The following is a 15922-nucleotide window of genomic DNA, read 5'->3' as shown; positions in this document are numbered from 1 at the left end:
TCCAGCCGGCTCCTTCGGCAGGCTTCACCTCACCGCGGGCGCCGGGCCGCCGGGTCGCGTTCCCGGCGGACCGTCGCCTTCCGTCCCTTGATCGTGGTGCGTCGCAGGGCCTTGATCACCTCGTCGGCCGCGGACTCCGGTACCTCGACCAGCGAGAACCGGTCGGCGATCTCGATCGCTCCGATGTCGCGCCCGGCCAGGCCCGACTCACCGGCGATGGCGCCGACCAGGTCCTGTGGCCGGATCGCCGCGCTGCGCCCGACGCCGACGAACAGGCGTGTCATGCCCTGGGCTGGGGCGCCCCCGCCCCCGCGCCGGTCACGCCGCCCGGTGCCGCCCCGGCGGTCCCGTTCGTCCCGCTCCGTCTTCTGCGCGACCTGCGGGATCTCCTCCTCGTCGGCCGCCGCCCCGCTGGACTCGTACGCGAGCTTCACCGCGGCGAGCGCCACCTCCATGACGTCGAACTCCTCGGCGAGTGGCTCGACCACGGCCAGGAAGTGCGTCAGGTCGTCCTCCAGGAGGCTCTCCTGCAGCGCGGCCCGGGTCAGCTCGAAGCGCCGCGCGCGTAGGTCGGCGACGGTCGGGAGCTTCTCCACCTTTATCCGCTGCTTGGTCGCCCGCTCGATCGTCTTGAGCATCCGGTGCTCACGCGGCTCCGCCAGGGTGATGGCCACGCCTTCGCGGCCGGCCCGGCCCACCCGGCCGATGCGGTGCACGTACGAGTCGGGCGCGGACGGAACGTTGTAGTTGACGACGTGGGTGAGCTGGTCGATGTCGAGCCCGCGCGCGGCCACGTCGGTGGCGATGAGGAGTTCGGCCGTCCCGCTGCGCAGCCGGCCCATGACGCGGTCGCGTTGGTCCTGGCTCATGCCACCGTGCAGCGCCTCGGCCCGGTAGCCGCGTCCGTTGAGGGTCTCCGCCAGCTGGTCGACCTCCTCGCGGGTGCGGCAGAAGACGATCGCGGCCGTCGGTGCCTCCACGTCGAGCAGGCGTCCGAGCGCCGTCGGCTTGTGCGCCCGTGCCACCACGTACGCGCTCTGGCGTACCAGCGGGGCCTCACCCGCAGGCGCCTCCTCGCGGCCGATCTGAATCTGGACCGGGTCACGGAGGTAGCGGCCCGTGAGCCCCTTGATACGAGGGGGCAACGTCGCGGAGAACAGCACCGTACGGCGTTCGTCGGGGGTCGCCCGCAGGATCTCCTCGATGTCCTCGGCGAATCCCATGTCGAGCATCTCGTCCGCCTCGTCCAGGACGACCGTCTCCACCTCCTGCGGACGGAGCGTGCCACGCCCGATGTGGTCCAGCGCCCGTCCTGGCGTGGCGACGACGACGTCGACGCCGCGCTCGAGCGCCTTCATCTGCCAGCCGATCGGCTGACCGCCGTAGATGGGCAGGACGCGTACGCCCAGCCCGCGGCCGTAGCGGTGGAACGCCTGGGAGACCTGCACGGCCAGCTCCCGCGTGGGCACCAGGACCAGGGCCGACAGTCCGGTACGCCGGCCGTCCCCGGACAGCTGCTGCATGATCGGCAGCGCGAACGCGGCGGTCTTCCCCGTCCCCGTGGCGGCCTGCCCGACCAGATCTCTTCCCTCCAGCAACGGCGGGATCGCCTCACGCTGGATGGGAGTGGGCTCCTCGTAGCCCAGATCGGACAGCGCTTTCAGGAGTTCCGGCCGCAACCCCAGGTCTGCGAAGCTCGTCACGCCATCGGACACGTTCTCACTCACCGTCGACTCGTCCCTTCGGAAGGCTTTCCCCTAGGCCTACACCCTCCAGCCGCGTGGATTCGCCGCGGCCCGACCCGGCGCCGGCAAAACGCCGGGTGGATCGCGTCTGCCCGGTTCGCTGCTTTACCTGGTGCTCTAACCGGTAGTGGCCAACCCTGTTGATCCGATTTGACCGCGAAGTTACCTTTCGCTCGAATCGATCTTGAGGAGGCCTGGGTGTCGACCACGAAACACGTGAAGACGGCGCTGACGTCGATGGTGGTGGCGCTGGGCGTGGTCGTGCCGCCGGCGATGGCGCAGTCGCCCGAGCCACCGCCGATCACGTCCTACGGGGGAGACCCCGGCAGACTCGGCGACCCCGCGAGTTGGCGCACCCCCGAATTCAACCGGGACACCGGCCTGGTGTCGATCGGAGCGGAGTTCGCGTACACCGCAGGCTACGCCGGCGCCGGGATGAACATCGGCATCGTCGACTCGGGTTTCTTCGCCGGGCATGTGCGGGAGCACGGCAGCCTCGACACGGACTACGCGACCGGAGACCGCTTCTTCTCGGTGAGGGCCCAGGGCGGCGAGACCGGCCTCACCCCGGGTTTCTACGATCCGGCGTTCAACGACAGTCACGGCACGCACGTCAGCGGGACCGTGGCCGCGAGCCGCGACGGTGTCGGCGAGACGCAGCCGGACGGGCCCGAGGCCAACATGCACGGCGTCGCGTTCAACAGCGACGTCTACCTCGGCAACACCCACAAGACCGACGGCGTCTTCTACGGCCTGCTGCCGCCGAACGCGACCACCGTGCAGACGCCGGACAACGCCTATCTCGCCAACGTGTACCGGGCCGTGAACACCGCGAAGACGGCGAACCACCGGCCGATCCGGCTCATCACCAGCAGCTGGGGCAGCCAGCCCCCCACGGAGAACTACAACACCCTCGAGCCGACGCCGGGCAGCCCGGACGGCTTCGGCCTGAACGCCGCGTGGCGTTTCCTGTCGACTCCCGATGGCGTGGCCGATCCGAACGGCAGGACCGAGCACTGGCTGAACGGCGCCATCCAGGTCGCACGGACCGGCACGATCCTCCAGTTCACCGCAGGCAACAGCGGCTACGCGAACCCGACGCCGCGAGGCGCCGCGCCCTACTACCTGCCCGACCTCGAAGGCCGCTGGTACACCACGTCGGGGATCAATCCCACGGTCGGCAGCACGTTCAACGCCGACGGTTCGGTGCTGGTCCCGGGGCAGCAGGAGTTCAACCAGTGCGGTGTCGCGAAGTGGTCCTGCGTGACCGCGCCGAGCAGGTCGATCAACAGCACGTGGGTGGACCTCGTCGACGGCGTACCCCAGCCGCGTTACAAAGCCGCGTCGGGGACGTCGATGGCCGGGCCCCACTCGGCGGCCGCGCTGGCACTGATCATGCAGCGCTTTCCGTACCTGACCAACCAGCAGGCGCTCTACACGATGTTCACCACCGGCCGGCAGAACAGCACGATCAGTGACGCGGCGGGCAACGCCGTCCCGAACCCCGACGCGGGCCGGATCGTACAGGTTCCCGACTCACGCAACGGCTGGCACACGCCCAGCCTGCGGGAGGCCATGAAGGGCCCGGGCCAGCTGCTGGGGCCGTTCCGCGCCGACACGCGGGGATACAGCGACGTGTGGTCGAACGACATCTCCGACGTCGCCATCCGGGCACGCGGGCAGGAAGACGCCGCCGAGGCGGCCGCCTGGAAGGCGACCAAGGCCGCGAAGGGATGGACGCACGGCCTGCCGGCCGGCGCGAGCGACATCGACAAGTCGGACTACGCCACCGGTACCCGGCGCGAGAAGGCACGCAACGCGCGCGACCACGAGGGCAGCCTCACCAAGAGCGGCAGCGGGACCCTGTTCCTCGCCGGCAACGACACCTGGCACGGGACCAGCACGGTTCTCGGTGGCACGCTCTCGATCGTCGGCTCGCACGCCGGCCCGATCGACGTGCGCGGCGGGACGCTCGGTGGCAGCGGCAGCGTGGCCGACGGCGTCGACGTCGCCGCGGGCGTACTCCAGCCTGGTGTAGCGCCCCTCGAAGCGGCCCATGAGCACGTCGCTCCTGGCAACGTCCTGAACGTCGGCGGTGACGTGCGCATCGGCAGGGAGGGGCGCCTCGCGGTGGCCATCTCCGGTGACAGCGCCTACACGAGCGTTCGCGCCGCCGGTGATCTGGTGTTGCACGGGAACCTGCACGTGGACGCGGGCGGAACCCTCACCCGGGGCGCGGTGCTGACGATCATGAGCGGCAGGTCGGTCAGCGGGACATTCCACGGGCTGGCCGAAGGCGGCGTCGTGCGCGCGGACGGCCATCAGTTCAGGGTGTCCTACAGGAACAACAGGGTGACGCTCACCGTCACGCGCTGACGTCCTCGGCCAGGTCCTGGGGGACGTGAACCTCCTCGCGGAGCCTGGTCTTCCGGCGGCGGCGCCGGAAGACCAGGCCCGCGACGAGGAGCACGCAGAGGACGGCGGGGATTAGCAGCGACGCCCAGGGGGCCGTCCAGGCGCGCGCCGTCGTCCTGACAGCGGCGAGCGGGGCGATCGAGCCCGCCGCGTCGCGAGCATCGGCAGGGCGATCGACCTGGCGCCCCACCTCGTCGTCAGTGCCGGCAATGACCTGATCGACCCCTTGGCCATGGTCACCCCCGACCACCTCGACCGAGCGCGCCGGGCGTGCCGTCCGTGCCGGCGCCGCCGTCGTACTCGGCGGCGTGACCGGCATCGTGGTCCGGCTCGACTGAACGTGAGACCCCGGGCTTGCTCGACGCCGATCGCTGCCGGGGAGTGGCGATGCGGTTCCACCGGCTGTCACGGGATGGAACGCCCTCAGGGCAGACACGTGCCTGCGTGTCACGAGGTCTTCCAACGGTTTCACAGGAGCCGACATGTCCCGACTACTGGCCACGGCCCTCACCGGGTTAACACTGCTGACGTCCCTGGTGCTGACATCGGCGGCCGCTCATGCCGCCGACTTTCCCTTCACACTGATCCGCGCCAACGTCTCCGGTGCCGCCAAGTGCATCGGCCCGAGGAACGGCGACACGACCGACGGCACTCCGATAGTGCTGATGGACTGCAACCAGCCCTGGCACGGCACCGGCCGCGACGGCTCGGTCCGCGGCTTCGGCGGCAAGTGCTTCAGCCTCGCCGCGAACCACCCTGTCCCGACTCCGCTCGGTACCCCGCTGGTGCTGCGGGACTGCACCAGCCCGGTGTCCGGTGACCAGCAATGGACCTTCGCCGCGGTGCACCCCGGCGGCCTGGACGGCCTCTGGAGCCTCCGCAACGCGGCGTCCTTCAGGTGCGCGAACCTGGCCAACGGCAGCACCGCGACCGGCACCCCCCTGGTCATGCAGGACTGCGGCTTCCACCTCGACCAGCAGTGGTTCTTGCCGGACCTGCCACCGACGTACGGCTTCAACTGGGACGACGGAACGACCTGACCGGGCGGGCACGGACACTTCCGTCATCTGCCCGCGGGTACCGAGGAGTACGAGAGCGCCGCCGCGCGGCCGAACCTGTCGCGGCGGCGCTCGGCGTAGTTCATCTCTGCCTCACCCAGGTGAAAGGTCCGGCTCGTCGGCCGTTCCCTCGAGGTTGCCAGCGTGCGAGACGTCATCCGGGCCGGTCAGCCGCCTGGGCCTGCTGCAGAGAGATCCACCATGAAACGCATCGTCACCTCCGGCGCCGCATTGACCGCGGCTCTGGTGGCCGCGGTCGTCGCCCTCCCCGGCGGTACCGCCTCGGCGCGGGTTCCGTCCCACCCCGGCCCGCACTTCTCGACGACGAAGACGCCGTACGCCCCGCAGGAACGGCTGGGCGACTACCAGTCCCCGCCCAGGGACTTCGCCCCCGTCTTCGCCGAGAACGTCGTCCGGCACGGCTCACGTGCCATGACCGACAGCGACGACGGCGACGCCGTACTCGCGGTACTGCGGAGCGCGCAGGCCCAGGACGCCCTGACCCGGCTGGGTACGCGGCTCGGGCCGCAGGTGCAGACGCTGCTGGCCGGCGCCTCCTCGGTCGGGTACGGCGACCTCGCCGGGCGCGGCGAGCAGGAGCAGCAGGGGATCGCGCTGCGCATGGAGCGCCGCATGCCCGCGCTCTTCTCCGCGATCGTCGCCGAGAAGGCGCCGATCGAGGTCGTGACCTCCGGTGTGGACCGCGCCGTGGCGAGCGCCAACGCCTTCACGGGCGGCCTGACCTCCGGCGACCCGGCGCTGGCCGGTCTGATCCAGGCTCCCGTGACGGACAAGGACCTGTTGTACTTCCACAAGCAACCCCAGAACGCCGACTACCAGGCGTACCTGGACAGTGATCCGGACCTGGCCGCGGTTCTCGCCAAGATCGATGATGAGCCCCGTACCGCGAAGGCGGCCCGGCACGTCGTCTCACGCCTGTTCGGCACCGGCTTCGCCGCCGCGATGTCCGCCGACGACCAGATCGCCTTCTCCCGCTCGCTGTTCGAGCTCTACAGCTCGGCGCCGGACCTGAGCGTCGAGGCCCCGAACGTGGACCTCGACGCCTTCCTCCCGGCCGAGGACGCCCGCTGGTTCGCCTACCTCGACGATGCCGAGGAGTTCTACCAGAGCGGCCCCGCCTTCAGCGGGCGCACGATCACGTACGGGATGGCCGGCGTCCTGCTCGACGACCTGTTCGCCAGGGTCGAGGCCAGGGCCGGCGGCACCAGTGCGACCGGGGCGGTGCTCCGCTTCACCCACGCCGAGGAGATCGAGCCGCTCGCCGTCCTGCTCGGCCTGCCCGGCAGCACCAGAGCCGCGGCGCTGAACCAGCCGTACAGCTACCAGAACAACCCATGGCGAGGCGCGAACGTCGCCCCGATGGCCGCGAACGTGGAGTGGGACCTGTACGCCGGAACCCCTCGCGGCGGCAACGGAAAGCCGGCCACCGCGAGGGGCACCGAATACCTGGTGCGGATGCTCTACAACGAGAAGGAGACCGCTTTCAAGAGCACCTGCCGGCCGGTCGCCAAGGGCGGTTACTTCTACGACCTGAACGAGCTGAAGCGCTGCTTCAACAGGCCCTGACGGCCGGTTCGTGTCGTTCTTGGCGGGCTCAGTCGTGCGGGTGGAGAAGTCGCTTGAGCGCGTCTGGATTCATGACGTCCTGGTCGCCTGGGAAGACACCCGTGTCGGCCCATTGCCAAACGAAGTAGTTCTTCCAGCCGGCGGGGAGCGGGCCGGGGGAGTCGCCGTGGTTGTTGATCCATAGTGCGTCGCGTTCTTGACATATCAAGTAATGGCTGGATGCCTTACCAGTGAGGGTGCCAAGGGCGCCCAGGGTGTGGCCGACCACACCAAGACGCTCGCCCGGGGGCTCCGTGGCATGTCCGGCCCGGGCCCCGGGGACGTGTGGTCCGGTGCCCGTTGCCCGGCGCGGCGGTGTGACGGGGTTTCGGCCGGGTCGTCGGCGGGTCAAGGGGCGTGGTCGGTTCGGTGGTCGGGGTCGGCTCGGCCGGGGTCGCCGAGGCCGAGCCGCCGGCCGGGTCGGTGCTGCTCGGGGACGGCGCGGCGCTACCGGCAGGCGTCGCGGGGGAGGACTGGTCGCCCGAGGGCGCCGGCTGGGCCGGACGGCTCGGCGGCGCACTCTGGTGTACGAGCGAGCCGGTCTCCCTCACGTGGTGGGAGCCGGGCCACGCCAGGGCCGTGCCCGTCGCCGCCGCGGCGCAGGCCACCAGGGCCACGACCGGGAGGATCCGGCGGCGGAGCGGCCTTCGCTGCCTGGCGTGCGTGCCGCCGGCGAACGCCGGCTGCTCGCCGGTGTTCGCGTTCGGGTCCCCATCGGATCCCTGGTCCATGGACTCCCAGCCGACCGATCCCAGGCCGACGCCCGCGGCCCCGGCGAACCCAGCCTCGCCGGACCCGGACCCGGACTGGTCCGGTCTCGGGCTCGCGGGGATCCAGTCGATCTTGCGCAGCGGCTCGGTGGCCGGTTCGTCCGAGGAGATCTTCGGGAACTGGTGGGTGGCGTCGTCGGCCTGGGCGGAGAACGCGTCCAGGGGGAGCGGCGTCCCGTCGGCGTCGAACGCCGCCGCCGTCGCACGGCCGGGCGTGCGTCCGGCCGCCGCGCACGAGGACAACACCCACTCCCGTTGCCCGGCAGGAGGCTCGTGCCCGAGTGTCACCAGCCGGTGCAGCGCCTCCCCGCTCAGCGCGACGAGCATGGCCGAGTCCGGCGCCTCCCGGCCGCTCACCGAGGCGGCGGCCTGCTCCAGACGCTGCTGCGCCTCCCGTACGAGGGTCTCGGCGGTGTCCCGCGTGATGCCGAGGACCTGGGCGGTCTGCTCCGGATCGAGAGCGTTCGACAGCGCCAGGACCTCACGGTGTTCGGGGGTCAGGAGGGCCAGTGCGCGCCGCAGCGGGTCGGCCGAGCCGGTCGTCACGACGCCGCGTACGAGGGCGCCGCGCCGTACGCACTCGGCACGGGCGAGGGAGTACAGCCACACCGGCAACTCCGCGTCGTCGCCCGGGGCGGCGTCCGGATGACGGGCGACCGCGACGAAGGCGTCACGCAGCGTATCGCCCGCCTCGTCGCCGACCATCACGTGGCAGAAGGCGTAGAGCGCTCCGGCGTACTCGTCGTAGAGCGCGCCGAACGCCTGCGGAGCACCCGTCCGTAGGGCCTCGGTCAAGGACACCGGTACCTCCGTTCCGCCCAAAACCTGGACAACCGCGTACAGCGATAGGGAACGGATACTATCCGGGAAATGGGCCAAACGTGGCGTTGAGCAGGCAAGACGTCCATGGGAGTGCGGTCGCCGTGGGGTCCCGCCACGCGTCCGGCCGCCTGCCGGGCCATGGTTCGGGCTTCCTTGAAACGAGGGGCTCCGGCTGCGCACGGCTGGGTAATGTGACTGCCGGATCGCGACATCGCTCAACGGGGAAGAAGGGTGGCCGCATGGTCGGCGGAGGCACCGATCGGGTCGCTTATCGTTCGGGAGCCCCCACCGAGGCTTCGGGCCGGTTCGACCTGACCGTTGGAGCGGACGGTGGCCTGCGGCTGGACCATCGGGACCCCGTGGGGTCCCGTGCCTGGAGCGGACGGCTCGAGCAGGCCGCTTGGCGGCGGCTCGTCGACGCGCTGGACCGGTCGGGGTTCGCGGAGGTCGAGCCGCGGCCGATCCCGCCGGGGGCCGCTCGCCGGGAGCTCGTCGTCGAGCCCGGCGGGTCGCTCGTGGTCGGCTGGAACGACACCGCCCAGCCGGCGCTCCGCGAGATCTTCCGGATTCTCGACGCGCTCGTACGCCAGGTCAGCGGTGGAGCCCTGCGGTCCACCGTGGACGAGCTCCCGCCGGTCGTCCACGGGCGCGTGCAGGAGATCGGGCGGCCCGAGGCGGCGTCCGCCGCGGCGGCGTTCGGCACCGTCGGCGGGGAACCCGCGTACGCGGTCGTCCACGGCGACATCAAGATCTTCTTCCGCCACGGCGGAACCCCCCTGTCCTTTCCCGGCCGGACGGCGGTACGGGCCGCGGCCCTCGCCGACGATGAGAGCGACCTTCTCGCCACGGCCGGTGACGACCGGGTGATCAGGGTGCACGACGCGCGTACGGGCCGGCTGCTGCACGCACGGGCCGGGCATCGCGGGCCGGTGACCGCGGTGGCGGCGGGCATGGCCTCGGACCGCCAGGTCGTGCTGACGGCGGGAGACGACGGCGACATCCGGATCTGGGCCGCCGGGACCTCCGGCGATCTCGGGACCATCCCGGTCGGCGAAGGCGGGGTCACGAGCGTGTGCCACGTCCGGGTCAGGGGACGCGACCTCATCTGCGCGGGCACCGGCGACGGCACCGTCGAGGTGCGGGACGCCGCCGGCCACGACGTCATCGGCGCGCTGCGCGGTCACACCGGCCGGGTCGGCGCGCTCGCGGCCGACGGGCCCCGAGGGTCGCTGGCCTCGGGCGGGCAGGACGGTGTCGTACGGCTGTGGGAACTGCCCGGCGGGAAAGAGCTCCACGCGCTGGAGGGGCACACGGGGACGGTCACCGGTGTGGCGCTGACCACGACCCGCGGCCGTCCGGTCGTCGGCTCGTGCTCGCTCGACGGGACCGTCCGCACCTGGGACGCGAGCACCGGTGAGCCGCTGGCGGCCTGGTCCGCGGACAGCGACTGGCTCACCGCCATCGGCTTCTCCGAGGCGGACGGCGAGCCGGTCGTCGTCACCGCCGGAATGGACGGCAGCGTACGGCTCTGGGCGGCCCTGACCGGCGCCCCGGTCGCCGTGCTCGCGCGCGGGCCGGTCCCGAGCAGTGTGGCCACGACCTCGGCCGATGGCCGGAGCCTGGTCGCCGCCGGTTACAAGGACGGCTCGCTGCGGGTCTGGAGCGACGGGACGCTCGCCCGTACGATCCCCGCGGCGGAAGGAGCGGTCACCTCGGTCGCGTTCGGGCCCGGTGGTCTCATCTCCGGGACCGACGACGGCACGGTGCGGATCCACGACACCGGTACCGGCGACGAGATCCAGGTTCCGACACCGCACACCGCGCCGGTTCTCGCGCTGACGTTCGCCGGCGACCTCCTGGTCTCCGGTGGCGCGGACGCCACCGTACGGACCTGGGACGCGCGGTCCGGTGTTCCCCGGGCCCGGCTGCTGGGCCACACCGCCGGAGTCGCGGCCCTGGCGACGGGCACGGTCGGCGGCCGCAGCGTGATCGCTTCAGGGGGATATGACCGGGTCGTACGGACGTGGGACGCCGTATCCGGCCGGCCGTTGCTGGCGATCCATGGCCACATGTACCCCGTGTACGCGCTGGCGTTCGGCCGCGATCGACTCGCCTCGGCGAGTTACGACGGCGTCGTGCGGGTGTGGGACGCCGTCACCGGCGCGCAGGTCGCACTGCTGCCCGGCAACGACGGGCCGGTCCGTGGGTTGTGCTTCGAGGAGAACGATCTCGCGGTCGCCGCCGAGGACGGAGCCGTACGACTCTGGCGCCTGCCCGCGGGCGAGCTCGCCGGCGAGGTCAAGGTTCCGCAGACTCCATTGGCGGTGGCCTTCGTCGACGGTCGCCTCCAGGTCGCGGGTGAAGACGGCCTGACCACGGTCGACGGGCGGTGACGCCGGGCGGGAGCCCGCTGGTGGTCTCTGGTCAGTGGTTCAGCGGTGGGCGCCGCGGGTCGTGGAAGTCCACGTCCTCGGTGGAAAGAAACTCGGCGGCACCCTTTTCCTGGAGTAGCGCGAGCTCCGACTCGTACATCGGGTAAAGCTGGACGAGGTTGACGACGCCGCCAGGAAGCTCGATGCGGGTGAATTCCGGTTCCAGGTCGGTGACCAGAAAGAGGAGCAGCACCGACATCTCGGACTCGTCCGGACTGATCGGGTCGCCGAGGTCGAACACGTCCCCGGCGCTGTACCGTTCTTTGCCTCGCCAGGCGCTGGCGACATAGCCGGCGGCGAGGACCCAGTCCGAGTTGTCGGAGTCCATGCTGATGAAGAGCTCGGGGCTGCCCAGGTGCCATTCCGGGTGCGGCACGAGGGAAAGGCCGTAGGTGAAGCCCGAGATCGTGTTCATGCCGAACCGTCCCGGGCAGGTGAATGCGAATACCGGCGGTTCGGTGCCATCGGCCGTTATCAGGTGGCTTTCCGGCTCTCTGCCCGCCCAGTCGCTTAGATGGTCAAGATAGAGCCTCATGGGTGACGCGCTCATTGCCACCATTTCTTCCTGGCATTATCGATCTTTTCCTTGGCTGCCTGCTCCGCCGCTGCGGCCTTCTTTTCTGCATCTTCCCTAGAAGATTTGAAGACAAAGCTCCCGTTGGCCTTATCTCGCAGTGCGTTCGCCTTCTTTACTTGCTCGAGCGCATCCTTCTCCTTTCGTGTCAGGTTCGACTTGTCCTGTACCTCTTCGAGCCAGTCCTGTCGCTGTCCAGCCTGCTTCGTCTCCTCTCGCTCTGCTCTTTTCAGCTCTGCCGGGGTCGGCATTTTCCATGCCGTGGGGAGTTCTCTCTGTTTGATCGGCTTCTTGGTCTGTGCGTCAACCGTCCTTCCGTCAGGGTATACCCTGACGCCATTCACGACGACACTGCCGTCCGGGAGCTTCTTGGCATTCTGGAGAAGTTCGCTTGGACTTTTGGTTTTATCCTCATGTCTGTGGCTGCTGTTGCCGTCCTTGCCACTCCCCTTTTCTGTCTGGTAGATGCTGGGATTCTGTACCACCGTATTAATCTGCTGTGTGGTAAGGTCCAGTCTTTTTGCGTCGGCCCTGATCTTCCTCCATTCGTTCTTGGGTGTGTGCCCGATGTGTAGATCGCCTTTTTGGATGGGCTTGCCGCTGTTCGCGTCGAGGATGTTTCCATCCTTGTCTCGCTTCGCCTGCCCAATGATCAGCCTTCTGGTCTCCTGGCGGTATTTCGGTCGGCGCGGCTCGTCATCTCTCTCTTGCGCACTGAGATGTTCGTTGATCCGTTGACGTAGTTCATGCTTGTCCTGCGGGCTCAGGCGGCCGTGTTTCTGCTCGTATTCCCTCATTGCGGCGTTCGCCGCGTCTATTCGTTCTCTCTTCTTGCGCACGTAGTCGTCCACGGGCGGTACCGGGTGTTCGCCGCCCGGGTCGGGGGCGTACGACCGCTCCTCGGCGAGGCGCTCGACCGCCCGGCGGGTGGTCTCGGCGCCCGGTGCGGCACCGAGGTGGTCTGCCGCGGCACGGTGGAGGGCGTCGGAGGGGAGTTCGAACGGGCGCCGGCCGCCCATCTGGTCATGCAGGTGTTCGGCGAGCCTGGTCAGGGCCTCGACATCGCGCGGAGCGGGGTCTCGGCCGAGGGTCTGCTGGGCGACCTCGTGAAGGAGGTCGGCGTGCGGCAACGCCCCGTCCGGAGTCGCGCCGACGGTGTCGGCGAGACGACGCAGCCCGCGCAGATCGGTCTCACGGAAGGAATAGTCGTGCGCGGTTTCGTAGAGCCGGTGCGCCGCGTCGTTCAGCGCCTCGGTGTACCGCACGTGGTCGTTGGTCAACCGGTCCGGCGGGACCTCATCACGGAACACCGCGTGCGTCCGGTCGAGCAGCATGGCGTGCTCCAGCGGATCGCGGCCCTCCGGCGGGAACACCGGCCGGCCGGCCTCGTCGCGTCGGCCGAGAAGGTCGCGGACGTGGTCGGGCAGTTCGAGCGCCGCGCCGTCATGACGTGGTGTCCAGTGTTCGCCCGGCACGCGCGGGCCCGCGTCTCCGTGGGCGTCCGGAGCGGCATGCTCGGCGCGCCCGTACAGCTCGTCCAGATGGCGGTCGCGGAGACCGGCCGTACCGGGGACGGTATGCCCGTTGTGATCCACGACCGGCGTGTGGTCCGCCCAGAAGCGCCGGCCACTGCCCATCACGCTGGGGTCCCGCGTCACACCCGGCGCGGTGAGCGTCCCGGCACCGGCGCGCCGCGGGTCGACGTACTCATCGTGCAGGTCGAGGTGGTGGCCGACCTCGTGGGCGACGGCGACGGGGTCCATGTCGGCGTACCAGGTCAGCATGTCGGGCCGTTCACCCGGCCGCGCGCCATCGCCCTGCCGCAACTGGACGACGTCGCTCGCGGCGGACGCCGGCGCCTCCTCGAACTCCATGCGTACGTGCAGCTGGGAACCGTCCTGGAGTCGGTGCTGGTGGTTGTAGTAGAGGTCCACGGCGTCGAGGACGTGCGACTGGGCCCGTACGACGTCATGCGGGGCCATGGCCGGGTCGGCCTGGTACCGCACCTTGACCGTGAACTCGCTGACCGTTCTGTCCGGAGCGGTGACGCCCAGCCTCCGCAGTTCGACCTGGGAGGCGTCCTGGAACGGGTGCCGTACGCGGGGGACCGCCACGGCCGTGGCGGACTCGCGAATGGCGTCCCACTCGGACGCGTGCAGGGCCTCGCTCTCGGTGAGGGTGTTCGCGTGCTCTCCGCGAAGCGTCGCGAGGGCGTGCTCGCCGTGTGTGGGCACGAGGGGCGGCCGCGTGCCGGGGTTCAGGTCGGCGCTGCGGAGCGCGTGCACCTCCCGCGCCGTACGTGCCGTGCCGCCCGGGTCGAACCCGGGCCGTACGTCCGCCGGGACCGTACCGTCCAGTTGGCCGGGCCGCGGTGTCACCGGTGCCGGTGCGTCGCCGGCGTGCGACTCCGCCGGGTGGAGGGCGGCACCGCCGTCGGCCGGTGATGCGACGGCGGCGAGCCCGGCCGGCGATCCGGCCTGGTCCGGCGTGTGCGAGGGCGCGACGGGGCCTGCCCGGCCGCCCCCGTCGAGAGGTACGTCCCCGGCGGCGACCTGCCCCGGCGCGGGTGCGCCGGCCGGCCGGGCCGTGTCCCCGGCCGCGAGCGTCGAACCATCACCCGGCCGCGCGGACGCGGCGTGCTCCGGCGGCGCCGCCGGAGACGGTCCGTCCTCGGCCGCGGGCCTCGCGCGGGCCGCACCGTCGGGCACGGGCCTCGTGGCGGGAGGCGGCGAATCGGACGAGGCGACCCGCCCTTCGACCGGCGCGCCGGTGCGTACGGACGTGGGCACGGCCGGGCGTGGGGTGGCGTCCACGACGGCCATGGGGACACCGGGTGCGCCCTCGGCGACGACGTGGTCGGCAGGGGTCCGGCCGGGAGGTTGGTTGATGATGGTCCCGATACGGCTTTGGCCGCCACCCTGATCCGCCGGAGACGGGCCGGCGCCCTGACCGTCGGCCCGCGGGACCGGGTTCTCGTGCCCGGCCAGGGTGGTGGACCCGGCGTCCGCCGGACCGGTCTCACCGGGCAGGCCGCCGCCGTCGTGCGGGAGAGCCGGCGCGGAGGGGGGCTCGGTACGGATCTCGGTCACGGCGGGAGGCGTGCTCGGCGGCGCGTGCCCGGTCGCCGGGGCGGGAGCGGAGCCGTCGGCGAGTGCGGGGACATCGGAGTGAGGGCCCGCCGGAGCCCCGCCGAAGTGGCGTTTCCCCAGCTCGCCCACGGCCCCGAGACCGGCCATGCCGAACCCGAACTGGGCGGCCTGGGCGAGATCGAGATGGTGTTCGACCAGCCCCTGCGCCGCGAGGTTGCCCACAGTTCCGGTCGTCCCGGCGAACGCCAGCCTGGATACGACACCTTTGGCGCCGTCGGCCCCCATCCAGTCGGTGAGCGCGGTGGTCAGCCGGGTACGGGCCGCGAGCCCGGCGCCGATTCCGCCCATCACCGCCCCGGCGATGGCCCCCTCACCGAGCGCGCTGAGGAACTCCCCGCCGTCGAAGCCCTTCTGGAGACCTTGCTGGATGCGGGCGAGCTGTGCGGCACCGTCCATGCCGCCGGCGAACCACACTCCCACCCCGACCGCCTTGGCGATCTGCAGGAAGAACGTCTTGACCGCGAAGCCTTCGGCCGCGGTCACCGCCTCGGCCGCCGCGATCGAGGTACCTCCCGTGAGCCACGAGATGGCCCACGCGGCCGCCCAGGTCAGAACCAGAAACCCGCACGAGAGCTCGAGCTGCGACCGCGCCGCGTTCTTCTGCCTGATCAGGAAGTCGACTGAGTCGGCAAGCGCCGCGCACATCCCGGCGAGCCAGAGCAACCCGCCCTCTTCCCCGCCTCCTCGCAACGCGGCGGCGAACGAGCCGAATTTGTCCACCGCCTCGCCGGCGTTGTTCGCCGTCACCGTCCGTGCGTGGTCGTCCAGGTTCTGCGCGGCACCGAGGACCGACTTGGCGGCCTCGTCGAACGCGGCCTTCACCGAGGCGAGTCCCGCCATGTCGCCGTCCGGCCACTCACAACCCCCGACCAGCTTCGCCAGAAGGTTGGCCATCTGCCGTACGACCGACGGCGGAGGATCCGAATGCGCCAGCCCCGCGGTCACCGCGGGCAGGTGGTAGGGACGCTGTTCGGCCAAGGCGTCCTTGTCCGCGCCTTGGGGCAACGAGCCGCCCACCGTGCTCGCCTCCTCGGCGAGCCGGTAGTTCTGGCCGGTCACGACCAGGGTGCCGCCCGTGGCGCGCAGCAGGTTGACCGTGTCCGCCAGGCCGGACAGCACCGAATCCCGGACCACGCCGAAACCCGCCGCGCCCTCGGCGCCGTTGAAGAACGCCTGGCCGATCTCGTCGCTTCCCCACGGCTGGCCGGCGGCGGCCAGCGAATGACACAGCGAGTCGACCGCGAGCGACAAGGTGTCGGCCGCGCCCGATATCCCGTGTCCGGCCTTCGACCACGTGTCGAACGTGACGTCATAACCCGGTGCGCCCACGG

At 71.0% G+C, this 15922-nt stretch carries 9 protein-coding genes; 4 read left to right on the top strand and 5 right to left on the bottom strand.

Features of this window, described 5'->3' with window-relative positions:
- Window positions 1-29: 29 nt before the first annotated feature.
- The gene (locus tag FB559_RS09890) at window positions 30-1727 is read right to left on the bottom strand and encodes a DEAD/DEAH box helicase (RefSeq protein WP_141955337.1); all 1698 of its coding nucleotides are present in this window, start codon (window positions 1725-1727) and stop codon (window positions 30-32) included.
- Window positions 1728-1943: 216 nt separating this feature from the next.
- Here FB559_RS09890 and FB559_RS09885 point away from each other — a divergent pair, with 216 nt between their 5' ends.
- A complete protein-coding gene (locus FB559_RS09885) occupies window positions 1944-4121 on the top strand; it encodes a S8 family serine peptidase (RefSeq protein WP_141955336.1) in 2178 nt (725 codons plus the stop codon).
- On the opposite strand, the gene FB559_RS09880 is transcribed toward FB559_RS09885, so the two are convergent.
- Window positions 4111-4479: a hypothetical protein gene (locus FB559_RS09880; RefSeq protein ID WP_141955335.1), complete on the bottom strand. Its 369-nt coding sequence runs from the start codon at window positions 4477-4479 to the stop codon at window positions 4111-4113. The two genes, FB559_RS09885 and FB559_RS09880, sit on opposite strands and share 11 nt — an antisense overlap.
- 163 nt (window positions 4480-4642) lie before the next feature.
- On the opposite strand from FB559_RS09880, the gene FB559_RS09875 reads away from it, so the two are divergent.
- A complete protein-coding gene (locus FB559_RS09875) occupies window positions 4643-5200 on the top strand; it encodes an RICIN domain-containing protein (RefSeq protein WP_141955334.1) in 558 nt (185 codons plus the stop codon).
- 219 nt (window positions 5201-5419) lie between these two features.
- Window positions 5420-6805, top strand: a complete 1386-nt coding sequence (locus tag FB559_RS09870) for a histidine-type phosphatase (RefSeq protein ID WP_141955333.1) — start codon at window positions 5420-5422, stop codon at window positions 6803-6805.
- A gap of 224 nt (window positions 6806-7029) precedes the next feature.
- Here the strand turns inward: FB559_RS09870 and FB559_RS09865 are convergent, their stop codons facing one another.
- A complete protein-coding gene (locus FB559_RS09865; RefSeq protein WP_141955332.1) occupies window positions 7030-8415 on the bottom strand; it encodes an RNA polymerase sigma factor in 1386 nt (461 codons plus the stop codon).
- 260 nt (window positions 8416-8675) lie between these two features.
- Between FB559_RS09865 and FB559_RS09860 the strand changes: the two genes are divergently transcribed.
- Window positions 8676-10829 (top strand): WD40 repeat domain-containing protein, encoded by a 2154-nt coding sequence (locus FB559_RS09860; protein ID WP_141955331.1) that lies wholly within the window; start codon window positions 8676-8678, stop codon window positions 10827-10829.
- 31 nt (window positions 10830-10860) lie between these two features.
- On the opposite strand, the gene FB559_RS09855 is transcribed toward FB559_RS09860, so the two are convergent.
- On the bottom strand, window positions 10861-11427 hold the full coding sequence (locus FB559_RS09855; RefSeq protein WP_141955330.1) for a suppressor of fused domain protein: 567 nt from the start codon (window positions 11425-11427) through the stop codon (window positions 10861-10863).
- A complete protein-coding gene (locus tag FB559_RS09850) occupies window positions 11415-15920 on the bottom strand; it encodes a GH-E family nuclease (protein WP_141955329.1) in 4506 nt (1501 codons plus the stop codon). The genes FB559_RS09855 and FB559_RS09850 overlap by 13 nt, the downstream gene beginning before the upstream one ends.
- Between the last annotated feature and the right edge of the window lie 2 nt (window positions 15921-15922).

The organism is Actinoallomurus bryophytorum (assembly GCF_006716425.1).
Lineage (GTDB): Bacteria > Actinomycetota > Actinomycetes > Streptosporangiales > Streptosporangiaceae > Actinoallomurus > Actinoallomurus bryophytorum.
Note: the sequence above shows the minus strand (reverse complement) of the source record. Positions and strands in the feature narration are given on the sequence as shown.

Excerpts from the sequence above, each read along its gene's own strand:
- FB559_RS09880 (WP_141955335.1), bottom strand. The coding sequence starts at position 4,479 with ATGCCGGTCACGCCGCCGAGTACGACGGCGGCGCCGGCACGGACGGCA.
- FB559_RS09875 (WP_141955334.1), top strand. The coding sequence starts at position 4,643 with ATGTCCCGACTACTGGCCACGGCCCTCACCGGGTTAACACTGCTGACG.
- FB559_RS09870 (WP_141955333.1), top strand. The coding sequence starts at position 5,420 with ATGAAACGCATCGTCACCTCCGGCGCCGCATTGACCGCGGCTCTGGTG.
- FB559_RS09860 (WP_141955331.1), top strand. The coding sequence starts at position 8,676 with ATGGTCGGCGGAGGCACCGATCGGGTCGCTTATCGTTCGGGAGCCCCC.
- FB559_RS09855 (WP_141955330.1), bottom strand. The coding sequence starts at position 11,427 with ATGGTGGCAATGAGCGCGTCACCCATGAGGCTCTATCTTGACCATCTA.